Genomic DNA, 23,048 nt, shown 5'->3' with positions numbered 1-23,048 from the left:
CGCCGGTCCGACGCTCGGGACGAGCCGGAGCCCGCAGTTCTGTCAGCGGAGGCGGCCCGCTGTGAAGGCGCTCGCCGCTGCGGTCAGTGCGTCGAGCGGGGTGTCGATCGCGACCTCTCCGACCTGGAAACCCCGCTTGACGAGCGTCCGGAACGACGCCGGCGGGAGGGTCGACGCCACCCCTGCGGACTGCTCCGTGAGTCCGGGCGCGAGGTGGAAGGTCGCGATCCTCGAGCCGCCGCGCTTGCGGGTCGAGATCCGATCGATAGCGGCCCAGGGGAGGAAGACGTCGCCCTGAGGGATGCTGCCGGTCAGACCGTTCGCATCGAGGGTGAGCACCGGACGGGCGATGGACTGCGCGCCGCGCGCGGTAGCCAGCTGGACGACGGCGAACAGCATCAGCCACGAGACGACGGTGAAGGACAGTCCCGACACCAGCCCCAGGCCGAGACCGCTGGACGAGGCGGTCAGCGCCGAGAGAAAGACCGCCACTAGCGGGATCAGCGCTGCGCCGAACATGGTGAAGAGGAACGCCGGACGCATCGCGCGTTCCGTCCGCACGGGATCCGATCCGACGACCAACGGGGGGATGACCTGCGGAGCATCGTTCATCACCCCAGTTTGGGGCCTCGTGATTCGCCGACAGCGCCGCATGGAGGCGGCAGCCTCCGCGCAACCCGACCGGCTCATGGCATATAGTTTTCACGACTGAAAACATTCGAAGGGTGCTCAATGGTGACGCAGGATGAGATCTCAATCGCACCGGTGCGACAGCGCATCGCAATCACGGGGGGCGACCCGTCGGGAGTCGGCCCGGAACTGCTCGCACGAGCCATCGCCCGCCGCGCTGCCGGCGAGGGCCACGACCTCATCGTTTTCGCCGCGGAAGAAGAACTGCGGAGAGGTTTCACCCACGCCGGCCTCCTCGACGAGATGGACCACAGCCTCCGGGCTGAGGGCGTGCACCTTCGCGCGCTCGATGACTTCGTCGACACCCCCGTCGGCGCGGTGGCCGCCGAGTCGGGGCACTGGGCACTGCGCGCACTGCGCGCCGCACTCGATGCCATCCTCGGCGGCGACGCCGACGCGCTCGTCTTCGCTCCGTTGAACAAAGCGTCGCTGCACGCCGGCGGCATGCACGAATACGACGAGATGCGTTGGTTCGAAGCGCAACTCGGCTCAGCGCACGAAGTCTCGGAGCTCAACGCGACGGCGGGACTGTGGACATCGCGAGTCACTTCGCACGTATCACTGCGACAGGTGCCGGACCTGATCACCCACGAGCGGATCATCGCGGTCACGCGATTGCTGCACGATCAGATGCTCGCCGTGGGATTCGAGCGCCCTCGTCTGGCTGTTTGCGCACTCAACCCCCACGGCGGCGAGAACGGATCGTTCGGCACCGAGGAGATCGACGTCATCCGGCCCGCCGTCGAGGCTGTCGCCGCGACCGGTCTCGACGTAGAGGGCCCGTTCCCTGCCGACACGCTCTTCGTCACCGCGAAGCGGCGCGGCTACGACGGCATCGTCACGATGTTCCACGATCAGGGGCAACTCGCGCTCAAAGCGATGGGCTTCTCAGGAGGGGTGACCGTCGAGGCAGGACTCGGCATCGCGATCGCGACGCCCGCGCACGGGACCGCCTTCGACATCGTGGGCCAGGGCGTCGCCGACACGGCCTCGATGTTCAACGCGCTCGAGATCGCCGGGCGCCTGTCGACCGCGACATGACCGTCACCACACGACCGACCGTCGTGATCCTCGACGACGACCCGACAGGGACGCAGGCGGTCGCCGACATAGCGGTGATCACAACGTCCTCGCCGGACGCGCTGACGTGGGCGTTCGACACGTCGCCCGAGGGGTTCTTCGTCCTCACCAACTCCCGCAGCCTCGGCGAATGTGAGATGCGCGCCCTCACGCTGCACATCGTGGACGCGGTGTTGAAAGCCGCGGCCGGGCGTCCGGTACGTTTCGTGAGTCGAAGCGACTCGACGCTCCGCGGGCACATCGTCGCCGAAGTCGCGGCGATCGCGGACGGCATGCGCGCCCACGGGCTGGCACCCGAGCGGGTCGTGTTCGCGCCGGCGTTCCCGCGCGCTGGACGGACGACCGAGGGCGGCGTGCACCACGTCCGCGAGGGCGGACGGGTGGTGCCTGCCCATGCGTCGCACTACGCGACCGACGCGACGTTCGGGTACACGACGTCGTCGCTCCAGCGCCTCGTCGTCGAGCGGTCGGACGGCATCCTCGACGAGGGCGAGGTCACCGTCGTGCCGGCGGGAGGGCCGCTTGCGGACGCGCTCGTCGACCCTGCGACCCGATGGGTGGTGTGCGACGCCTCGAACGAGGACGACCTCCGACACATCGCGGATGCTGTCGAGCGCGCCGACCCGACGGGCACGGCAACGATCGTCCGATGCAGTCCGGGGCTCCTCCCTGCGCTCCTGCACCGTCCGCCGAGCGACCAGGTGAGACCCCAGCCGCCGGCCGTCCCGGAATCGCGAGGCGGGCTCATCGTCGTCGGATCCCACGTCGCGGAGGCGACCGCGCAGCTCCGTGCGCTCCTCACCGAACCCGACGTGGACCTCGTGACCCTGGACGTCGAGATACTCGTCGACATCGACGACACCGCTGTGGCCGAGGTCGTCGTGCCAATCGTCGCGAGGGTGCTCGAGCGCATCGAGACGCGCACCGTAGTGCTCGCGACCACCCGCTCGGTGCACCGCTGGGACGATCCGCAGCGGAGCCTTGCGTTCGCCCGCCGCGTCTCGAGCGCACTGGTCGAGACGACCCGTCGTGTCCTCGACCATGCAGTTGTGCGTTTCGTGATCGCCAAGGGTGGGATCACATCCAGTGACATCACGACGCGAGCGCTCGGCGTCGAACGCGCGATCGTCTCGGGTCGCGTCGGAGCGGGAATCGCGTGGCATCCGGTCGGCGCTGCCAGTGACGCGCCGCTCGTGCTGGTGCCCGGCAACATCGGCGACGAGAACGGCTTGCGGGACGCACTCCGGTCGCTGCGCTGAGACGCGGCGGGTCAGATCAGCGAACGGATCGCGATCGCAGCCGCACCGCGTGCCCAGTCGGCCATCACTGTGGGAGTGATGTCGATGTGCAGCGGTGCACCCCACGCGGGACGCGACTCCGCGACCGCTGCGAGCATGGCGTCTTCACCGATCTCGGCGATCTCGACGCCTTCGCCCGAGAGCAGGAACTCGGTGACGTAGTTGATCGTCGCAATGCTGGCGATGAAGCGACCGAGGTAGGAGGCGCTCTCGCGCACGACGCCGAGGACAGCCGGGTCGTCCGCGCGGGCAGCCGCGATGGTCTGCTCGAAGGTCAGAAGTCTGCCGGTTGCGGCTGACGCCGCCATCGCGATGTTCGCGGAGGACAAGTAGGCGAGTGCGCTGCCGCGCGGCCCCTCGGGCACTGTGGGGCCGGAGGGGTTGAGCACGAGCATCGACGGTGACGGCGAGGCCGGGTCGAGTTGCCGGACGACATCACCGTTGATGACCAGTCCGCAGCCGACACCCACGCCGACGGTCACCAGAGCGAAGCGCTCGCTGTCGCGGGCTGCTGAGAAGAGGTGCTGGGCCACCGTGATCGCGGTCACGTCGTTCTCGACGACGACGGGCAGTCCGGTGCGCTCGGCGACCCGGCTTCCGAGTGGGACATCGCGCCAGCCGAGGCTCCGAGACACGACGACCGTTGCGTTGTCGTCGGTATGGCCGCCCAACGACACGCCGATGCTGTGCACGCGCGCCCCGTCCGCTGCGGCCGCGAGTTCACCGACGACAGCGACGATGGCCGTCAGCACGCTGTCGGGAGTGGTGTCGTCGAGCGGTGCGTCAACGAGCGTGAGCACGTTGGCCCGCGCGTCGGTCAGCACACCATGCACGGTGGCGACCGTGATCTTCACCCCGATGAACCGCAGGTCGGGCGCGATGTCGAGCGGTCGCATGATCCGTCCGTGACCGGGGTCGGCGATCGCGCCGTCTTCGACGAGGAGGCCCTGCTCGATGAGAGGCCGGGCGAGTCGGGTGAGGCTCGCCGGAGACAGGCCGAGCCGGCGGGCGACCTCGCTGCGCGAGAGCGGACCGTAGACGAAGACCGTGCGGGCGACGGCGCGCGCACTGCCTCCCGACCCCGTTCCGTTGACCGCCCCGACGCCATCCAAACTCATGGGTGTCAGCGTAGCGCGATGTTTTTTGCGCCTGAACACTCAGACCCTCAGCCGGTTCCAGCGCGGTACTCATTCGCAGTGCTTTAGCCCACAATCTGTCCGTTCGCGCCCAGATTTGCGCCATATGCTTTCTGTGACGATAATGATGTCAACAACGGAAGGCAAAGATGCTGAACGAATCGGGCATGCATGTGCTCACTGGCGCAGATGTGCAGCTGATCGTCGACGCTCGGTCGTCGCGAGTCCCGCGCATCGTCCATTGGGGACGGCCCCTCGGCCTGGAGGGCGACGCACTCGCCGCGTTCGCTGACGCGAGCGTGCCACAGATCGCCTCGAACAGCGTCGATGAGCCGGTGCCGTTCAGCATCATCCCCGACGTGAGTCGCGGGTGGGTCGGACTTCCCGGGATCGAAGGGCACCGCGACGGCGTCGCATTCGCGATCCAGCTGTCGCTCGTCGACGTCGACGTCGACGGCTCGTCGGATCCACGGACGGCGGCATCGCGCACCTTCACGCTGCGTGACGAAGACCTCTCGATCGAGGTCGTCATCCAGCTCGAGGCACTCGAATCGGGGCTCGTCCGAACCCGCCTGCACATCCGTAATCAGTCCGACGACCCGTTCACGCTGAACGCGGCGCGTCTCGGCTTCCCCGTGCCCACGCGAGCGGCCGAAGTGCTCGACTTCGCGGGTCGTCACATGCGTGAAGCCCAGGCCCAGCGACACGCGCTGACCGTCGGGACGCATTCCCGCGACGGTCGCCATGGCCGGACCGGCCACGACGCGAGCCTCGTCTACGCGGTCGGCACGTCTGGCTTCGGCTTCCGTCACGGCGAGGTCTGGGCGATCCAGACCGCGTGGAGCGGGAACCACCGCACCTTCGCCGAACGGCAGACCAACGGCCGGACGATTCTCGGCGGTGAGGAACTCCTGCTGCCCGGCGAAGTGATCCTGGGCCGCGGCGACGAATACAGCTCGCCGTGGATCTACGGGTCGCACGGCGAGGGGATCGACGGCATCAGCCGGCGGTTCCATGATCACCTCCGGGCTCGGACGCGGCACCGCACGACCCGTCGACCCGTCGTGCTGAATACCTGGGAGGCCGTGTACTTCGACCACCAGCCGGCGGCGCTGTTCGAGCTCGCGACCGCGGCGGCGGGGGTCGGTGTCGAGCGGTTCGTGCTCGACGACGGCTGGTTCCTCGGTCGCCGGTCCAAGCAGGCGGGTCTGGGCGATTGGACCATCGACCGGGACGTCTGGCCCGACGGTCTCGTGCCGCTCGCGGAGCATGTGCGATCGCTCGGGATGGAGTTCGGGCTGTGGTTCGAGCCCGAGATGATCAACCCGGACAGCGACGCGGCACGCGCGAATCCGGAGTGGATCCTCTCACCCGGCCACCGTCACCCGCCGACCTCTCGGTATCAGCAGGTGCTCGATCTGCAGAACCCTGCCGCGTACTCGCATGTGCGCGACGCCATCGTCGGGCTCGTCGAGGAGCTCGGCCTGACCTTCATCAAGTGGGACCACAACCGCGATCTCATCGATGCCGGCCGCGACGGCGGTAGAGCCGCGGTCCACGGCCAGACCGTAGCGTTGTACCGATTGCTCGACGAGTTGCATGAGCGCTTCCCCGACCTCGAGATCGAGTCGTGCTCATCGGGCGGCGCGCGGGCCGACCTCGAGGTGCTCGAACGCGCAGATCGGATGTGGGGGAGCGACTGCATCGACGCCCACGAGCGTCAGCGGATCGACCTCTGGACCAGCGTGACGGTGCCCCCCGAGCTGCTCGGTTCGCACATCGGATCGAGTGTTGCGCACGCGACTCGGCGACGCCACCGGCTCTCGTACCGGGCGATGACCGCACTGATGTCCAACCTCGGCATCGAGTGGGATCTTCGTGAGGCGACGGATGCCGAGATCGAGGAGCTCCGCGAGTGGATCGCGTTCTACAAGTCGGTCCGCCACCTGCTGCACACCGCCGACGTCGTACGCTCGGACCACCCGGATCCGTCGCTGAGCGTTCGCGGCTCGGTCGCGCGCGACCGCAGCGATGCGCTGTTCTCCATCGCAGCCGTCGGGACGGGCGTAGGTGCTCCTCCCGGAGCCGTACCGCTTCCGGGGCTCGACGATGCCGCGGTGTACACGGTGCGTGCTGCCGCACCCGCCGATGGCATCTTGCGCTACAACGGTCACCCGATCCCAGCCTGGTGGGAGCAGGGTCTGCGCGCCACAGGTGCGGCGCTCACCGTTGCCGGGGTGCAGATCCCGGCTCTCGCCCCCGATTCGGCACTGCTGATTCGGGTCACACGACTCGACGCGGAGGAATGATGGCGACGCAAGCGATCACGACGGCGGGAACGCCCCGACGCCGACGGCGCTTCACCGGCGGCGTCGGCAGCGACGGGCTGGCGGGGTGGCTCTTCGCTGCGCCCGCGATCATCGGGTTCGCCGCCTTCTTCGTGTGGCCGGCTCTCCGCGGCGCGTACTTCAGCTTCACCGAGTACAGTCTCCTCGGCCAGCCGGATTGGGTCGGGTTCGCCAACTACGAGCGCTTGATCGGCGATTCGGTCTTCTGGAACGCGCTCGGCGTCACGGTCTACTACGTCGTCCTGAACATCGGTTTCCAGACCGTCCTCGCGCTCGCCGTCGCGGTCCTGCTGCACCGGCTGACGCAATCGATCGTCGTGCGGGGCATCATGCTCGTGCCCTACATGATCGCGAACGTGATCGCCGCACTCGTGTGGTTCTACATGTTCGATTACCAGATCGGTGTGGTGAACGAGTTCATCTCCTGGGTTGGGCTCGACCGTCTCGCGTTCTTCGGAGATTCCGCACTCGCCATCCCGACGATCGCGTTCATCAATGTGTGGCGCCACCTCGGGTACACCGCGCTGCTCATCTTCGCCGGCCTTCAGATGATCCCGAAGGATGTCTACGAGGCGGGAGCGCTCGACGGCGCGGGTGAGCTCCGGATGTTCCGCAGCATCACTCTGCCGCTGCTCCGACCGGTGCTCGCGATGGTCCTCGTCGTCACCGTGACCGGCGCCTTCCAGGTCTTCGACACGGTTGCCGTGACCACGTCGGGTGGCCCTGTGAACGCAACGCGCGTCATCAACTTCTACATCTACGACGTCGCGTTCACCCGCGGAGAGTTCGGATACGGATCGGCGCTGGCGATGGCCCTGTTCGTCCTCCTCGCCGTCTTCACCTACATCCAGCTGCGCGCGACGCGTGCGAACCAATCCGACCTGGGGTGACCGACATGACCACCACTTCGAGCACTCGCGTCGTCGTGACAGGGCGCCGTCGCCCGTCGCCGCCCGATCGCGCCGCCGGCAGCCGTCGCGTGCGCATCGGAAGGATCACCGCCTGGGTGATGTTGGGCCTGCTGATCGCGCTGACGCTGTTCCCGTTCTATTGGATGCTGCGCACATCGTTCTCCAACAACCTGTCGCTCGCGAGCGATCCGGGCTCGCCGCTCCCCGTGGACTTCACCCTCGGTGCGTATCGCCGCGTGCTCGGTCTGGCGGACACGGCTGAGTCGCTGTCGGAGGGCGGCTCGGGTGCGTCGCTGAACTTCTGGCTGTACCTGCGGAATTCGGTGATCGTGTCGACCCTGATCACGGCGGGCCAGGTGGTGTTCTGTTCGATGGCGGCGTACGCGTTCGCCCGGCTGCGCTGGCCCGGCCGCGACTTCGTCTTCGGCATGCTGTTGACCGCGCTGATGGTGCCGGTGATTTTCACCACGATCCCGAACTTCATCACCATTCGCGACCTGTCGCTGCTGAACACCCACTTGGGCATCGCATTGCCAACCATGCTGATGACGCCGTTCGCGATCTTCTTCCTGCGTCAGTTCTTCCTCGGGATCAGCCGGGAAGTCGAGGAGGCGGCGATCCTCGACGGCGCGGGTCATGTCCGACGGTTCACCTCGGTCGTGCTCCCGTTGATGGGGTCGCCGATCGCGACGCTCGCGATCCTCACCTACATCAATGCGTGGAACGAATACTTCTGGCCGCTCGTCGTCGGTCGCAGCGAGGACGTCCGCGTGCTCACGGTCGCTCTCGGCGTCTTCCGGTCGCAGACACCGCAGGGTGGTCCCGACTGGGCCGGGCTGATGGCCGCAACGCTCATCGCCGCACTACCCGTGATGCTCCTGTTCGTGCTCCTGGGCCGCAAGATCATCAACTCGATCGGCTATTCGGGCACCAAATAGGCACCTGCACCACCACACACCAACGAAAGGCAATCAATGAAGATTTCGCGAACTCGCACCGCAATGGCTGTCGTTGCGGTCGGCTCGGTGCTCGCAGTTGCCGGATGCTCGAGCGCCGGCGACGGTGCGGACGAGTCCGCATCGCTGCGCTACTGGCTGTGGGACTCGAATCAGCTGCCCGCCTACGAGCAGTGCGTCGAGGACTTCACGGCCGCGAACCCCGAGATCACCGTCGAGATCGAACAGGTCGGCTGGAACGACTACTTCGAGACGCTCACGACGAGCCTCGTCGGCGGTGACGCTCCCGATGTCATCACCAACCACGCGTCGTTCTACCCGGAGCTCGCCACCAACGGTCAGCTGCTGCCGCTCGACGACGTCGCGGTCGACCTCACGAGCTTCCGCGAAGGTCTGGCCGAGCGCTGGATCGGCCAGGACGGCAAACGATACGGGCTGCCGAAGGACTGGGACACTGTGGCGACGCTCTACAACGTCGACTACGTCACCGAAGCCGGCTACGCGGCTGAAGATCTCGCCGACCTCGACTGGAACCCGACGGACGGCGGCTCGTGGGAGCAGGTCATTGCGCACCTCACCGTCGATGCGAATGGCGTCCGCGGTGACGAGCCGGGCTTCGACAAGTCCAAGGTGGAGGTCTACGGGCTCGGGCTCAAGGCCAAATCGGGCATCGGTGCGTTCGGTCAGACGCAGTGGAGCCCCTACGCACTCACCAACGACTGGACGTACGCCGACGAGAACCCCTTCGGCACCGATTTCAATTACGGCGAAGACGAGTACATCGCGACGATCGAATGGTGGGCCGGTCTGATCGAGAAGGGCTACATGCCCAGCTACGAGTCCGCCATCTCGGGCACGAGCATCCAGGAGGCGTACGGTGCCGGACGCTACGCGCTGGTTACCGATGGCAGCTGGAACGCAAAGGCGTACTTCTCGATGACCGGTGTGACCACAGCACTTGCACCGCTTCCGATCGGGCCGAGCGGTGAGCGCGCGGGCGTGCTGAACGGTCTCGCCGACTCCGTGCTCGCTTCGACCGAGCACCCCGATGCAGCAGAGAAGTTCGTGGGCTACCTCGCGACCGCCGACTGCCAGGACATCGTTGCGGACGCGGCTGTGGTCTTCCCCGCCGTCGCGAGCTCGAGCGAAAAGGCGCGTGCGGCCTTCGACGCGGCTGGCATCGACGTCTCGGTCTACTTCGATGCCGTCGACGCGGGCGCGTTCGTCGAAGCGCCCATCGCCGACAAGTGGAGCTCGATCCTCGCGATCATGGAGCCGGCCGTCGAGGCCGTCCTCCTCGGTCAAGGCGACGCCGACACCCTGCGTGCCGCAGCCGGTGAGGTCGACGCACTGTTCGACTGACGCGCCTATGGGGAACATGAGGGGTCCGCGCTCGCTGCGTGGACCCCTCAAAGCGGAGGTCGTCGCGGACGCACGGTGATCACGCCCGCGGCCGTGAGGAGCAGCGCCGCGACCCAGGCGGCGACGGTCGAGTGGGGCATTCTGCGCACACGGCGGTCGGACGCGGCACGTCCCGAGCCGTTCGGGGATGAATGCGCGGCTACAGCAGCGTCTCCATGATGGCCGCGGCGGCGCGGCGCACCTCGATGCTCACTGTCGGGATGTCGGCTTCGGTGAGGTCGGAGGTGCTGGCGGCGATCTGAACACCCGCGACGCAGTGGCCCGCGCGGTCGTGGATGGGTGCGGCGATCGAGGCGACACCGATGGCCCGCCCGTTGCTGGACCAGCTGAACCCGTCACGACGGATGCCGACCAGCTCCTTGCGGAACTGCCGCTCGGTGACCCGGGTGCCGTCGGCCCTGTCGAGGCTGGACCCGCTGGCGAGCAGGTCGTCGAGCTCCGCCTCGGAGAGGTACGCGGCGAGCACCTTGCCCGCCCCCTGCGTGAGCGTCAGCCGCTCTCCCACCGGCAGGACGTACCGCATCGGGCGCACCCCTTCGATGCGCGAGACGACGGCGCGCGACAGTCCGGTCCGGACGAAGAGCGACGCGGTGAGCCCGGTCGCCGTGGCGAGGTCCTGGAGATGCGGCAGGGCCGAGGCGACGAGCGGGCTGGTGAGGAGATACGCGTGCGCCCCGAACAGGAGGGCGACGCCGGGCCGGTAACCGCCGTCGTCGCGCTCGACGCGTCCCCGCGCCTCGAGCACGTTCAGGATGCGCTGCGTCGTCGCGACATGCAGGCCCGCGCGCCGCGCCACCTCGGTCAGTCGTAACGGCTGCCGACTGCTGTCGAGCACCTCGAGCACATCGATGGCCCGCTCGAGCGAGCGCATGGTGTTCGACTCGGTCGGTGTGGGCATCGCTGACTTCTCCTACCCGGTCACGAGGTGCTGAAGGTACTCCGGGTTCACCACACTACGAGGGGTGCGCCCGTGCAGGATGTCGACGACGCACGACACGGCGACCCGTGCCGACTCGTCGCGTGCCTGCGAGGTGGAGCCGCCGATGTGGGCCGTCACGAACGCGCGAGGGTGGTCGCGCAGCGTGCTCGAGACGGCGAGAGGCTCTTCTTCGACGACGTCGAGGGCCGCCCCCGCGAGTTCGCCCGCGTCCAGCGCGGCCACGAGGGCCCTTTCGTCGACGACCGGTCCTCGGGCGGTGTTGATGAGGTAGGCCGTCTTCTTCATGCGCCGCAGCGCCCGTTCGTCGATGAGGTGATGCGTCTCGGGCGTGAGGGCGATGTGCAGGCTGATGAAGTCGGCGGCCGCGAGGACCCGGTCGAGATCCAGCAGCTCGATGCCGTGGTCTGCGGCGTACCCGGGGTCGGCGTACGGATCGTGTGCGATGACGTTCATGCCCAAGGTCTGCCCGTGATGTGCGACGGTCCGCCCGATGGCTCCGAGGCCCACGATGCCGAGCGTCGCTCCGTCGAGTTGGATGCCGGTGGGGCGCGCCCACGCGCCTTCGCGGACGCTGCGCATGGCTTCGGGAACCCGGCGGGCCAGCATCAGGATGAAGGTCAGGGCGAGCTCGGCGACGGCGTCGCTGTTGACCCCCGGCGCGTTGCAGACTGCGACCCCGTGCGACGAGGCCGCCGCGGTGTCGATGCTGTCGTAGCCCACGCCGGTGCGCGCGATGACGCGCAGGTCGGGAGCCGAGGCGATCGCGCGATCGTCGAAGCGGTCGCTGCCGGCGATGACGGCCGAGACGTCCGAGAGGAGATCTTCGAGCTCGCCGGGCGGGCGCGGACCCCGCAGCGGAGCATGCACGGTGTCGAAGCCGTGCTGCTTCAGAGCCAGATCGGTCTCATCGCCCGGACGGAGGAACGCGGAGGTGATGAGGATGCGAGCGGTGTCCATGACGGTTCCCTTTCCCGTTTCGAGGCGTCTCCCCAGCGGGATCCCTCGGAGCGGACTTCGCAAGGCCGGGTGAACAGCGGCCTTGACGTTTACGACGTTGTGGGTCGACAATGTCACAACCGCACCAAATTTGATAGCTCTTATCACTGTATGAGAACTTCGAACTAGTCAACGATGACGAGGAAGCGCACCGCAATGTCGCCAGAAGATCTGCGCACGGGCACGATCGGGTCACCCCAGTACGTGCGATCCATCCCGGGGGTGATCGCCGCCGCCCTCTTCCTGCTGTTCGGAGCCATCACTGCGCTCGCGGCACTGCCGCTGGGCCTCTGGACGCCCCTCGGGCCCGGGCCGGGGTTCTTCCCGTTCTGGACCGGATTGATCGTGGCGGCGGCGTCCGCCACCTGGGGTCTCGCGCAGTGGCGCCGACCGAACGTGGTCGAGCACGCGGCGACGCCGGAGGCGGCCGCGGCCGAGGTCCCCGCCACCCCGCGCCAGATCATCACGACTCTGGTGAGCCTCATCCTGTTGGCCGTGCTGCTCGAGGTCCTGGGGTTCCAGGTCAGCGTGCTGCTCTTCCTGGTCTTCCAGTTGAAGGTCGTCGCTCGCCGCTCGTGGGTGCTCACGATCATCCTCTCGCTCGCCGGCAGCTTCGGCGTGTACAGCCTGTTCTCCAACGTCCTGAGCGTGCCGCTCCCGGGCGCGGGCATCCCGTTCCTCTACGACCTGGGGCTGTGACGCATGAACACCTGGGACTACCTCCTGCAGGGACTCGCCGCAGCGGCGACGCCCGAGAACCTGCTGTTCGCTCTGATCGGCTGCCTCGTCGGAACGGTGCTGGGCCTGCTGCCGGGGATCGGATCGACGGCGGGGATCGCGATCCTGCTGCCCATCACCTTCGGCATGGAGCCGGCCTCGGCGATCATCATGCTCGCCGCGATCTTCTACGGAACCGCCTACGGCGGAACGATCACCAGCGTGCTGCTGAACATCCCCGGTGAGGGCGAGTCGGCGATCACGTGCATCGACGGCTACGCGATGACCAAGAAGGGACGCGGCGGTGTCGCCCTCACCGTCGCCGGTGTCGGCTCGTTCATCGGCGGCACGGTCGCGACGATCGCACTCGTCATCGCGGCGCAGCCGCTCGCCAGCCTCGGCCTCATGATCGGGCCGCCGGAGTTCTTCTCGCTGGTCGTGGTGGGGCTCGCTCTGCTCGTGGGTCTCGTGGGCAGGTCGGTGTCGGCCGGCATCATCTCGGCGGGTATCGGAATGGTCATCGCCATGGTCGGCATCGACCCGGTCGAGGGGCTGCCGCGATTCACCTTCGGCAGCGAGCACCTGCTCGACGGCATCAGCATCGTCCCGGTCCTCGTCGGCATCTTCGGGCTCGGCGAGCTGCTGCACGTCTCGGCGGGGGGCACGGTACGCGCCCGCAGCCCCAAGCTCCGCGAGCTCATCCCGAGCGGCACCGACCTGCGACGCGCCGCCCCCGCTGTCGGTCGCGGCACGCTCATCGGCACCGGTATCGGCATCGTTCCCGGCATCACCAGCACGATCTCCTCGCTCCTCGCCTACAGCACCGAGCGGCGCGTCGGGCGTTTCCGCAGGCAGCTCGGCACGGGTGCGATCGAGGGCGTCGCAGCACCGGAGACGGCGAACAACGCGCACGCCAATGCCGCGTTCATCCCGCTGTTCACCCTCGGGATCCCCGCATCACCGGCCATCGCCGTACTGATGGGCGCCTTCCTCCAGAACGGGCTCGTTCCCGGACCGCTGCTCTTCCAGACCGATCCGCTGCTGGTGTGGACCGTGATCGCCAGCCTCTTCATCGGCAACGCGCTGCTCCTCGTGCTCAACGTGCCTCTGGTGGGGCTGTGGACGAAGGTGCTCGCCATCCCGTTCCCGGTGCTGGCTGCCATGGTCTACGTGTTCATCTTCGTCGGCACATACGCCGTCAACCGCAGCGTGGTCGACATCTTCATCATGATCGCCTTCGGCCTGCTGGGTCTCGCGTTCCGCCGGCTGGACCTCCCGCTGGCTCCGCTCGTGCTCACGCTCGTGCTCGGCCCGCTCCTCGAGTCGGCCCTCCGCCAGACGCTGCAGATCTCCAACGGAGACTTCGGCTTCTTCCTCACCCGTCCCATCGCGCTCGTCCTGCTCGCAGTGGCGACGCTGATCCTCGTCCTGTCGGCGATCGGCGGGCGCCGCCTCAAAGCGCGCGCCCACCTGCCCGTCGACTCCGAAGTCTGACCGTCGCAAAGGAGCATCATCATGCGGAAAACCCTCATCGCCGGCCTCGCGAGCCTCACGCTCGCGAGCGTCGTCCTCTCCGGCTGCGCACAGCGCGGCAACGCCGCCGGCGCCGGCGGCGACGAAGAGACGTCGTGGCCCGAGAAGCCCATCACCCTCATCGTCGCCTTCGACCCGGGCGGGAGCTCGGATGTCGGAGCCCGCCTGCTCGCCGACGCTCTCGAGGAGGAGCTCGACGCCACGATCGTCGTCGAGAACCGGCCGGGCGCGGGCGGGCAGATCGGATACACCGCGCTCGCCGGAGCCGACCCCGACGGGTACACCTTCGGCCTCACCACGATCCCGGGAGTCATCGTCTCAGCGCTCGACGAGAGCCGCGGCGCCGCGTACACGCCGGAGGACTTCGCTCCCGCGGCGCTGCAGGTGACCGACCCCACCGCGATCGCCGTCGCGCCCGACAGCCCCTACGAATCGCTCGACGACCTCCTGGCTGCGGCCGAGGCCGCCCCCGACACGATCACGGCCTCGACGACGGGCATCGGGAGCCAGGATCACTTCGGTCTTCTGCTGCTGAACGAGGCGGCGGGGGTCGACATCCGGCCCGTCCACTTCGCGGACGGCGCGGCACAGGCCACGACCGCGTTCCTCGGCGGCAACGTCGACGTGCTCGTGGGCAACGTCGGCGACGTCAAGCAGCTGGAGGAGAGCGGCAGCGCGCGCGTGCTCACGGTGCTCGCGGATGAGCGCAGCCCGTTCCTGCCCGACGTTCCGACGGCGGCCGAAGCGGGCTACGACGTCGAGCTCGGCTCGGCCCGCGGCTACGCCTTCCCGGCCGATACGCCCGACGAGATCGTCCAGAAGCTCTCCGACGCCATCGGAGAGGTCATGCAGGACGACGGTCTCATCGGCCGCATGGAGGACCTGGGCCTGCAGCCCACCTACCAGGACTCGACGGATTACGCCGCCTTCTGGGCCGAACGGACCGAGACCCTCGCCGGACTCGTCGACCTCGTCCGAGAGAACGGCTGACGCATGTCCGGCAACGACAGGCCGAGCGCCGAACTGCTCGCGCGGTTCGCCCGTATCCCCTCCGCCAACATCGGCGACGGCATGGACCGGCTGGGGCTCATGGATGCGGGAATCAGCCCGATCTGGGCGGGCGCGACCATCACCGGACCCGCGTTCACCTGCTGGACCCGGTCGGGAGACAACCTCTGGATCCACAACGCCATCGACGAGGCCCAGGCCGGCGACGTCATCGTGGTCAACGGTAACGGCGACCTCACGCGGGCCCTCATCGGCGAACTGATCGCGGCGCGCGCGAAGGCCAAGGGCATCGCCGGGTTCGTCATCGATGGAGCGGTCCGCGATGCCGACGGGATGCGTGAGTACGGCATGCCGGTGTTCGCCCGGGCGCTCACCCCCGCGGGGCCGTACAAGCACGGGCCCGGCCGCCTCGGCGTCCCCATCGCCGTCGGCGGTGTCTCGGTGTCTCCCGGCGATGTCATCGTCGCGGATGCCGACGGCGTCGCAGTCATTCCGCTCGCGTCGGCCGCGAGCGTCGTCTCGGCGGCCGAAGCCGTTCAGGCGCGCGAGGACGACCGCCGCCGCGAGCTCGAGCGGCACCTGACCCCGGCGAGCTGAGTCCGCCTGCCCGGGATGCGGCCACCCCGAGATGCCCGGGGTGGCCGCATCGGCATTCCGCGGCCCGACGCACCCGTCAACCTTGCAGAGGGTGGTGGCGCATCGGGTGGGTCACTCGACGTCGCCGCTCTCCGCCAGCTGATCTCGCAGGAGCTTCCGGGCGCGGGACAACCGGGCGCGGATCGCGGTGGCCGGCTTGCCGAGGATCGTCGCGACCTCCTCCTGTGTGAACCCATCCCAATAGACCAGGCGGACGATCTCACGATCGATTTCGGGAAGGCAGGCGATGAGAGCGCGAACGTGATCGTGCAGGTCGTGGTCACCTGATCCCGCGGGCTGCTGAATCGCCGAATCCGCTGCCAGCGTCGCTCGCAGCCGGTCGCCCAAAGCGGATCGTCTGCTGCGTCCACGGCGGTACCGAGACAACGTCTTGCGGGCGATCCCGAACAGCCAGGCGCGTATCAGGTCCGGGGGGACGGTGCTGGTCCGGCTCGATCGCCACGCTGCCAGGAAGGTGTCGCTCACCAGATCAGCGGCGTCCTCGGCGGGGACGTCACGCTTGATGAAGAAGCCGAGCAGCCCGCCCGCCTCGCGCCGGAACACGTCCGCCAGATCCGAGCCCACCGGCGTGGGGGAGGGCCATGTCACTGCGACGGTCAATGCAGTTGTCCCGTGCAGTCGCTCTGCAGCTCGGCGGCTCCACTGCGCCCTTCTGCCAGACCGAGTTCGTGCTCGACGTCGAGCACGATGAAGTAGAGCATCGATTCGGCGAGGGCGCTGCGGGCAGGCTGAGGCTCCCAGTCGGGGCTGCTCCCGTCGCCGGGGAGCCATCCGACGGAGTCGGGGAGATCGGCGGTCGTGCCTTGCTTCTCTCCCGTGAGGACGAGTGCGTACTCGTAGATCCGCTGACCGAGGCCGTCCGCCGCGAACTCGTGGGTGTCGTAGTACTCGGTGACTTCCGCCAAGCGGGGCGAGAACAGAGAGCTCGCGATCTCGGCGGTGCACGACACCGTCACACCGGTGTCGGTCGTGTACTCGACCGCGATGGGAACGTCCAGCCGTGTCATCTGGTCGGCCACGACGGCGCCAGCCGTCAACGCGCCTACCGCGACGACCGCTCCCGGCACGAGCCACATGAGGCTCTTCCGATGTCTCGTCGCTCGGCTCGGCCCCGCGTGACGCGATTCCAGGACGAGCGCGTCGAGCGCCGCCTCCGTCGCGACCGAGGGGGAGAAGGTCGGGCTGCTGCCCGACAAGACCTCATCGACACTGCGCTTACTCACGGGGTACCCCATCCGTCTCACGACTGCGGAACGTCCGCCGTCACAGATGAAATGCCCGGCATCCCTCGAAGTGTGACACGTGCGATCCGCGCCGATCCCACCTCAGCCGCAGGCGCACCCGCCGCCGCCCCGACAACCCATCCCTCGTGCAACGCAGTCCCTAACATGAACTCTCAGGGCGAGAGCTCCGCGGTCGGGCCGACGATACCGGCGCGCGGGCCCGCGCAGGGCTTACCGGACCGAAGGGGGTCGAGGGATGTACGGTGCGACCTGAAGGGTCGGACTGGGCAGAGCTGAGACACGAATTGCGCTTCATTGGCAGGGGGCAGCGCGTCCTCAACCTGATTGTCGCGACAGTGCTGCTGATCAGTTCAGGGCTGGCCTTTCGTGCGACCGGCAATCCAACAGGGTTGCTGCTCGCCGGTGTACCCGCAGTCGTAGGCGTAGTGCTTTCTTTCAGGGTGAAGGCACTTGTGGAGGACCGTGACGTTCTGGTCGTAGTCGGTCATTTTCGCACGCACCGGATACCGCTCATCGATACGGACGCGAGCGTGGCTACGCCCTACGAAGGTTGGTGGAATGGATTCGCCGGATCCGATAATCGGCTGAATCTTCGACTTCGCATGATCGATATCGAGCTACGTCGTGGACGTGGCATCTCACTGCCGCAGACCATGTGTAGCAAACGGCGGGCATACTGAATTGCCGACCTGCTCATCGACGGTGCAGATAGGAGATATCCTTTCTCCGAACAAGGCTCATCCTGAATGGCGGAGGGGTCGGACGCAGTCGGAACTGGCCGACGGTAGGGATACCTGGTCAGCTCATGGCGTGTCCGTGAGCGGTGGAGGCTGCGATGGTCGATAGCTTGACAATCACGAAGAAGATACCTGGTGCTACTCGAGGGGTTCGGGTCGGTGGAACCATTCTCGGCGCTAGCCTTGCAACGCTGGTCGCGGGCACCCACCTCACCATGCCGGGATCAACACCGACGTGGATGCTCCTCTTGGCGCTCGCGATCAGCCTGTGGGTAGCGATCCGGCCCTGGACGCTCACGGTAGTGAAACGAGACGACGGTTTCGTCGTTCGGTCCTGGTTCCGGAACCATCACTTCCGCCGCGGTGAAGTCGAGAGTATCGACATCAACCTCATTTATTCGATGGGGGTCGGCGTTGGGGTTGGATTCATTCCATTCGTCGGTTCTGTGCGAATGGTGGAAGTGATCACTGCAGACGGGCGAATCGTGTGGTTGAGCTGTCTACTCGGACGACGAAACGCAGTTCTGCGCCTTGTGCGAGTGCTCAGGCCGCTCGTTGGACTCTCCTCGGCTCACAGCACCTCGCAGAGTTGACGAGAGTTCCGCACGGCAGCGAGAGATAATAGAGGAATGACGTCCCCCGCCCCGGTGCCCCGCGCGACGCGAGGCGTGCGCTTAGGCGGACTTCTGGTCGGCGCGTGCCATGTCTTGCTTGCGTTGTTGTCCCTTTGCCTGCAACCAGCCGCGTTGCTGCCCTGGGCCTATGGTTTGTGGCTTCTGATAGGTGGTTTTATCGCCATCAGACCTTGGTGGCTTGACGTGCGACTCGTGGACGACGGATTTGTCGTGAATTCTTGGTTTCGGAAGTATGTTTTTCGTCGAGATGAGGTCAAGAGGGTCGACCTAGTGAAAGTGTACTCGGCGGGGGTCGGTGCAGCAGTAGGCTTCATACCGTTCATCGGATCTGTGAGAATGATCGAGGTCGTGACTAAAGATGGGAAACTCACGTGGCTGCCTTGCCTGTTCGGCAGGCGCAACGCGGTCCTAAAATTGGCGCGAATTCTTCGAGTACAGGTTGGACTTTCGTCTGCTCATAGCTTGCTCAGCGACTGAGTCGCCCTATTGTGGCAGCATCGAGATGAAGGAATGGTCAGGCGGTTTACGCGCTGTATGGGCCTCGGGGAGGTGTCTGTGGCCTATATTCCTTTTGTCGGAGCCGCGCGGATGATCGAGGTCGCGAAGAATGATATGGCTGCCTTGCCTCGACGCTATTGCGCGAAAGGCTGTTCTCGCTGTGGTACAGCGAGTGAAGAGGGTATGGCGCGCATGGGTTTGATCACGCGTGCGCCCCACCCCGTGACGTCCCCAATGGCGCCGGAAGTTCAGAATCTACGGAAATCATTGAACTACCTGAGAGCCGCCTGATGGGCGCCGTCCGTCATCACCTGCGGCCATCTGGCCGGCTCGGACGTAACATTCGCTTGGCATTCACCAGCGGGCTCATTCTGGCTACGCTTGTGCGGTCGTGGTGGACGAAGCGCGAGATACCACGGGATGAGGTACGAGTCGCGTTCGCTGCCCGGTAGCGTGACGAGCCTTCTCGTTGCCAAGAGGCAGGCGGCCGAACTCAATCGATGGCTCGGCATCGAGCCTGGGCCTCGCCGTTGTCGCCGCGAGAACGGCGAAAACGGCGAGAACGGCTAGGACTGCACGGCTGCCGCCCGTTCGGATGATCCCCAACGATCGTTAGGCGGAAGCGTGAGTAGAGTATGGCGTCGACTGGCAGCAGACGGGACCCTGCCGGAAGTCGGTCGACGCACCGACATAGATCGACGTGACTGGCGAGCGTTCCAGGCCGGCGCTCCCGAACGTGTGGATGCCATCATGTCCGGCGCTATGCAACACGGGTTGGCGACCGTTGTACCAGGGCCGATGCCCGCATGCCGGAGGACGGGATCACGATGCCGGCTGGTTGGAGAACTCCGCCGGGTTCACAGCGGAGGTCGTCGCGGATGGACGGTGACATCTCGTGGCGTCTTGCAGGGGAGCGACCTGCCGAGCAGAAAGCTGAGCCCGATCAGCCCGATGACGGTCAGGAGAACCCCGACGAGTGTCTGCCGGGTGATGAGGATGCGGTCCGAACCCAGGGTGAACTCATTGGCCAGAGGTTGGTAAGCGAACCATCCGAACGAGGCCGGGGTGGCCGCCGCGACAACCAGCACGATGACGCCCGCGGCGGTGAGCAGCAGCGCCGCGACCCAGGCGGTGATGGTCGAGCGGGACATACTGCGCACACGGTGATCGTACGCGGCATGTCCCGAGCCGAGCGTGGAAGGATGCGGGCTCCAGCGGGGGCCGCGCGGCGCGCTACGCCATGCGTCGCATCATGCGCTCGGCGATCCGCAGTCCGAGCCGCTTGGGGAGGAGGCGCGATGACAGGAAGGCGAGAACCCCGTTCGTGTGACCATCGACGACGGAGGGCGACGAGCCTGGCATCGCACGCCACGCAGTCTCGACGACCTGCTCGGGCCTCCGCTTCTTCGTCGAGGCGCTGGTGCCCATAGCGGTGTCGGTATCGCCGGGCGACACCGCGAAGATCCGCAGACCGAAGGGGCGGTTCTCTTCCGACAGGGCTTCGGTGAAGGCGATCACGAACGACTTGGTGGCGGCGTAGCTCGCAAAGTGCGGCATCGGTTGATAGCCGGCCGTGCTGCCGATGTTGATGATGGTGCCGGCCCCGCGCGCCCGCATCCGCTCGATAGCGGCTCTGGTGAGCATGACGAGCGCGGTCACGTTGAGATCGACCAACTGTCGAATCGCCGACTCGTCGGTGTCGACGAGGTCGCCCTCCGGAGCCACGCCGGCAGAGTTGACCAGGTGATCGACCCGGGGCAGGCCCTCCCTCAACAGCGCGGAGAGAGCGGCGACGTCGTCCGCTCGGGCCAGATCGGCGACGTGTACGTCCACCATGACGCCGTGCCTCGCGGAGAGGTCATCCGCGAGCGCGCGGAGCGCGTCCGCGGACCGCGCGACCAGCATGAGGTCGTATCCCTCGGCCGCGTAGCGATGGGCGAATTGCCGACCGATGCCGGAACTCGCTCCGGTGACGACGGCGAGCGGGCGGGATGAGGTGGACATGGCGTCTCCTTCGCATGAAGCGGATATAGTATCCGTACGGATAGCGTATCCGATTACCTCGACCGGCGGCGTAAGCTCATTCCGTGAACCTCCCTCGCCGCGATGCCGCCCGCAACCGCGCGCGCATCGAAGAGGCAGCCCGTGAACTGGTCGCCGACGGCCGACTTCCCGGGCTGAACGCAGTCGCGCGCGCCGCAGATGTCGGGGTGGCCACGGTCTACCGCCACTTCGCATCAGTGGGGGAGCTCGAGGAAGCGCTGGTGTGGAACCGGTTCACCGCCCTCGACGACGTCTTCGGCGAGCCGGGGCCGGACCAGCTCGAGCGGGTGCTCTCCGCCTACCTGGCGATGCTGATCGAAGACGCGTTGTTCGAACGGGTGACGTCGCGAGGCGATGCGCTCTCGGACCGCACGAGGACCCTGCGGGACAGCCTCGTCGTGCGGCTCGACGAATGCATGCGAGCCGCGCGCGAGCGAGGCGAGCTTCGAGCCGACATCGAGGCGCAGCACGTGTTGATGCTCATGTGCGGCCTGGCCTTCGCCGCACGCAATGCCCGCGACGCAGATCCCCGACAGGCCGGCAGCGTTCTCCTCCGCGTGGTTCTCGACGGGCTGGCGCCCAGCTCTCCGTGAGGTGCGACGCGACCGAGCGGTGAACCTGGCCAGCCGCCGATCTGAACGGGCGAGCCCGAGCTCGTCGGATGACGAGAACAGCTGCGCAACACCGGGGCGAGGGGCTGGTGTTCGATTGTCACATGAGCGCTCTCACCGACTACATCGAAGCCTGGAGAACAAATGAAGCGGATCGCATCGTCGCGACCGTCACAGACGATGTGGTGATCACCGAGAGTTTCGGGCCCGTGTACCACGGTCGTGAGCGCGTCCGGGAGTGGTGCGAGAAGTGGAACGCGGACGGAGCGCGCGTGCTGGATTGGACGATCACACGTGAGTTCCGAGCGGGGGATCTCCTCGTGGCGGAGTGGCGCTTCGAGTACCACCAACGCGGCAAGGACCAAGCCTTCCTGGGAGCGACGATCGCATCCGAACGTGATGGAAAGATCGCGCAGCTCCGTGAGTACGCCGTCACCGACGAGCTGTACACCTGGGAAGGCGAGTGGAAGTAGAGGCGCTGCGGTGCACCATCCGCGTCGTTCTCAGCTGCGCGGCCGTTCCGCCTCGCGGATTCGCGTTTCGAGGCGCAGCCGCTTGCGATTCAGGCGTGCGAGTGATCCCGCCCTCCGAGCGATCAGTCGCGCCTGGGCGCCGAGGCTGGGGAGCCCCTGCGCGCGCAACTCCGCATTCACGGCCTGCGGACCGTCGTCGGTGCGCTGAGCGACGACGGCTCGCGCCCGCGTGAACTCCTCGGAGCTGAGGGGGTGCTCGGCGATGCGCTCGTTCACGATCGCGAGTCTGCGGCTCAGGGTGTCTCGTCGGCTCTCGTTGTCGACCATCACCCCATCTCATCAGAGCAAGCTCCGCGACGCCGTGGCCGCTGCGGAGCGTCCGGGAACTCGGTTACACAGACGAAACACACCAGCAATTTCCGGCGCGGTCTGCCGGTATACGCTCTGCTTACTGGCAACGATCAGAGTGATTACCAACACCCCAGGAGTGCGATGGACGACGCGAATCTCGGCCCCCGTGTGCGGGAGCTGCGCGCCCTGCGCAAGATGTCCACGCGCGAGCTCGCCCGGCGGGCGTCGATCAGCGCAGGCTACGTGAGCCAGATCGAGAACGGTCAGGCCAACACGAGCCTAGATGTCGTCCGCCGGATCGCCGGCGCGTTCGGCATCTCCTGGACCGAACTGTTCAGCGCCCAGCCGACGCTCGGCACGATGCTCCGCAAGGACGAGCGGCCGATGCTCGCCGCCGGCAACGACGTGCGCCACTTCCGCATCACCCAGCCCCCGCTCGGCAACGTCGAGGTGCTGGTGTCGGAGTACGAGCCGGGCCACGGCGAAGGCAACGACAGCTACACCCACGGCGACTCGCAAGAAGTCTGCGTCATCCTGCGCGGCAGCTTCCGGTTCCGCCTCGGCGACCAGGAGTTCGAGCTGACCGCCGGCGACAGCATCGACTACCGCACGTCGACGCCGCACAGCATCGTCAACATCGGCGATGCGGTCGGCGAGGCCCTCTGGGTCGTGACCCCACCCTCGGAGAACCCGCCCCGGACGGACTGAGCCTCCCTCCCTCGACTCCCGGTGCCGTCCTGCTCCCGACGGTCGGCACCGGTGCT

22 protein-coding genes are annotated in these 23,048 nt (G+C 67.2%); 13 read left to right on the top strand and 9 right to left on the bottom strand.

The genetic code is table 11. The annotated features are described in order from the left end of the window. Positions 1–42: 42 nt before the first annotated feature. Positions 43–612 carry a hypothetical protein gene (locus BLT21_RS08925; protein WP_091501190.1) on the bottom strand — a complete coding sequence of 190 codons (570 nt, stop codon included), beginning with the start codon at positions 610–612 and terminating at the stop codon, positions 43–45. A gap of 120 nt (positions 613–732) precedes the next feature. On the opposite strand from BLT21_RS08925, the gene BLT21_RS08920 reads away from it, so the two are divergent. Together BLT21_RS08920 and BLT21_RS08915 are read left to right on the top strand one after the other, a co-directional pair. Then, positions 733–1,731, top strand: a complete 999-nt coding sequence (locus tag BLT21_RS08920) for a 4-hydroxythreonine-4-phosphate dehydrogenase PdxA (protein ID WP_091501187.1) — start codon at positions 733–735, stop codon at positions 1,729–1,731. After that, positions 1,728–3,029, top strand: coding sequence for a four-carbon acid sugar kinase family protein (locus BLT21_RS08915; protein ID WP_091501185.1), 1,302 nt, complete (start codon positions 1,728–1,730; stop codon positions 3,027–3,029). Before BLT21_RS08920 ends, BLT21_RS08915 begins: the two co-directional genes overlap by 4 nt. Before the next feature lie 11 nt (positions 3,030–3,040). Here the strand turns inward: BLT21_RS08915 and BLT21_RS08910 are convergent, their stop codons facing one another. Then, the gene (locus tag BLT21_RS08910) at positions 3,041–4,186 is read right to left on the bottom strand and encodes an ROK family transcriptional regulator (protein ID WP_091501183.1); all 1,146 of its coding nucleotides are present in this window, start codon (positions 4,184–4,186) and stop codon (positions 3,041–3,043) included. Positions 4,187–4,371: 185 nt separating this feature from the next. Between BLT21_RS08910 and BLT21_RS08905 the strand changes: the two genes are divergently transcribed. The 4 genes from BLT21_RS08905 (at position 4,372) to BLT21_RS08890 (ending at position 9,781) form a co-directional block, all read left to right on the top strand. After that, positions 4,372–6,513, top strand: coding sequence for an alpha-galactosidase (locus tag BLT21_RS08905; RefSeq protein WP_256336003.1), 2,142 nt, complete (start codon positions 4,372–4,374; stop codon positions 6,511–6,513). Then, entirely contained in the window at positions 6,513–7,442 is a 930-nt protein-coding gene (locus tag BLT21_RS08900) for a carbohydrate ABC transporter permease (protein ID WP_371113441.1), read from the top strand. The genes BLT21_RS08905 and BLT21_RS08900 overlap by 1 nt, the downstream gene beginning before the upstream one ends. A 5-nt stretch (positions 7,443–7,447) precedes the next feature. Next, entirely contained in the window at positions 7,448–8,401 is a 954-nt protein-coding gene (locus tag BLT21_RS08895) for a carbohydrate ABC transporter permease (RefSeq protein WP_091502189.1), read from the top strand. Between the two features lie 63 nt (positions 8,402–8,464). After that, entirely contained in the window at positions 8,465–9,781 is a 1,317-nt protein-coding gene (locus tag BLT21_RS08890; RefSeq protein ID WP_256336002.1) for an ABC transporter substrate-binding protein, read from the top strand. Between the two features lie 199 nt (positions 9,782–9,980). Here BLT21_RS08890 and BLT21_RS08885 read toward each other — a convergent pair whose 3' ends face one another. Together BLT21_RS08885 and BLT21_RS08880 are read right to left on the bottom strand one after the other, a co-directional pair. Then, entirely contained in the window at positions 9,981–10,739 is a 759-nt protein-coding gene (locus BLT21_RS08885; RefSeq protein WP_091501175.1) for an IclR family transcriptional regulator, read from the bottom strand. Between the two features lie 12 nt (positions 10,740–10,751). Then, positions 10,752–11,738 (bottom strand): phosphoglycerate dehydrogenase, encoded by a 987-nt coding sequence (locus tag BLT21_RS08880; RefSeq protein ID WP_091501173.1) that lies wholly within the window; start codon positions 11,736–11,738, stop codon positions 10,752–10,754. Positions 11,739–11,933: 195 nt separating this feature from the next. Between BLT21_RS08880 and BLT21_RS08875 the strand changes: the two genes are divergently transcribed. The 4 genes from BLT21_RS08875 to BLT21_RS08860 are packed head-to-tail and all read left to right on the top strand — an operon-like array spanning position 11,934 to position 15,632. Continuing rightward, positions 11,934–12,476, top strand: a complete 543-nt coding sequence (locus BLT21_RS08875) for a tripartite tricarboxylate transporter TctB family protein (RefSeq protein ID WP_176786858.1) — start codon at positions 11,934–11,936, stop codon at positions 12,474–12,476. 3 nt (positions 12,477–12,479) lie between these two features. Continuing rightward, on the top strand, positions 12,480–13,988 hold the full coding sequence (locus BLT21_RS08870) for a tripartite tricarboxylate transporter permease (RefSeq protein WP_091501169.1): 1,509 nt from the start codon (positions 12,480–12,482) through the stop codon (positions 13,986–13,988). Between the two features lie 21 nt (positions 13,989–14,009). Next, positions 14,010–15,017 carry a tripartite tricarboxylate transporter substrate binding protein gene (locus BLT21_RS08865; protein WP_091501167.1) on the top strand — a complete coding sequence of 336 codons (1,008 nt, stop codon included), beginning with the start codon at positions 14,010–14,012 and terminating at the stop codon, positions 15,015–15,017. A gap of 3 nt (positions 15,018–15,020) precedes the next feature. Continuing rightward, positions 15,021–15,632: an RraA family protein gene (locus tag BLT21_RS08860; protein WP_091501164.1), complete on the top strand. Its 612-nt coding sequence runs from the start codon at positions 15,021–15,023 to the stop codon at positions 15,630–15,632. Between the two features lie 111 nt (positions 15,633–15,743). Here the strand turns inward: BLT21_RS08860 and BLT21_RS08855 are convergent, their stop codons facing one another. The 4 genes from BLT21_RS08855 to BLT21_RS08840 form a co-directional block, all read right to left on the bottom strand. Continuing rightward, positions 15,744–16,235: an RNA polymerase sigma factor gene (locus BLT21_RS08855; RefSeq protein ID WP_176786857.1), complete on the bottom strand. Its 492-nt coding sequence runs from the start codon at positions 16,233–16,235 to the stop codon at positions 15,744–15,746. A 53-nt stretch (positions 16,236–16,288) separates the two neighbouring features. After that, complete coding sequence (locus BLT21_RS15645; RefSeq protein ID WP_176786856.1) at positions 16,289–16,915, bottom strand: hypothetical protein; 627 nt, start codon at positions 16,913–16,915, stop codon at positions 16,289–16,291. A gap of 2,748 nt (positions 16,916–19,663) precedes the next feature. Then, a complete protein-coding gene (locus tag BLT21_RS08845; protein WP_091501160.1) occupies positions 19,664–19,957 on the bottom strand; it encodes a hypothetical protein in 294 nt (97 codons plus the stop codon). Between the two features lie 82 nt (positions 19,958–20,039). Further along, the gene (locus BLT21_RS08840) at positions 20,040–20,810 is read right to left on the bottom strand and encodes an SDR family NAD(P)-dependent oxidoreductase (RefSeq protein ID WP_176786855.1); all 771 of its coding nucleotides are present in this window, start codon (positions 20,808–20,810) and stop codon (positions 20,040–20,042) included. A 206-nt stretch (positions 20,811–21,016) separates the two neighbouring features. Here BLT21_RS08840 and BLT21_RS08835 point away from each other — a divergent pair, with 206 nt between their 5' ends. Together BLT21_RS08835 and BLT21_RS08830 are read left to right on the top strand one after the other, a co-directional pair. Next, the gene (locus BLT21_RS08835) at positions 21,017–21,442 is read left to right on the top strand and encodes an SbtR family transcriptional regulator (protein ID WP_371113434.1); all 426 of its coding nucleotides are present in this window, start codon (positions 21,017–21,019) and stop codon (positions 21,440–21,442) included. Positions 21,443–21,564: 122 nt separating this feature from the next. Next, a complete protein-coding gene (locus BLT21_RS08830; RefSeq protein WP_176786854.1) occupies positions 21,565–21,933 on the top strand; it encodes a nuclear transport factor 2 family protein in 369 nt (122 codons plus the stop codon). 30 nt (positions 21,934–21,963) lie between these two features. On the opposite strand, the gene BLT21_RS08825 is transcribed toward BLT21_RS08830, so the two are convergent. Next, a complete protein-coding gene (locus BLT21_RS08825; RefSeq protein ID WP_143024961.1) occupies positions 21,964–22,209 on the bottom strand; it encodes a hypothetical protein in 246 nt (81 codons plus the stop codon). Positions 22,210–22,425: 216 nt separating this feature from the next. On the opposite strand from BLT21_RS08825, the gene BLT21_RS08820 reads away from it, so the two are divergent. Further along, positions 22,426–22,992 carry a helix-turn-helix domain-containing protein gene (locus BLT21_RS08820; protein WP_091501150.1) on the top strand — a complete coding sequence of 189 codons (567 nt, stop codon included), beginning with the start codon at positions 22,426–22,428 and terminating at the stop codon, positions 22,990–22,992. Positions 22,993–23,048 lie beyond the last annotated feature (56 nt).

The organism is Microbacterium sp. cf332, assembly GCF_900102175.1.
Taxonomy (GTDB): domain Bacteria; phylum Actinomycetota; class Actinomycetes; order Actinomycetales; family Microbacteriaceae; genus Microbacterium.
Note: the sequence above shows the minus strand (reverse complement) of the source record. Positions and strands in the feature narration are given on the sequence as shown.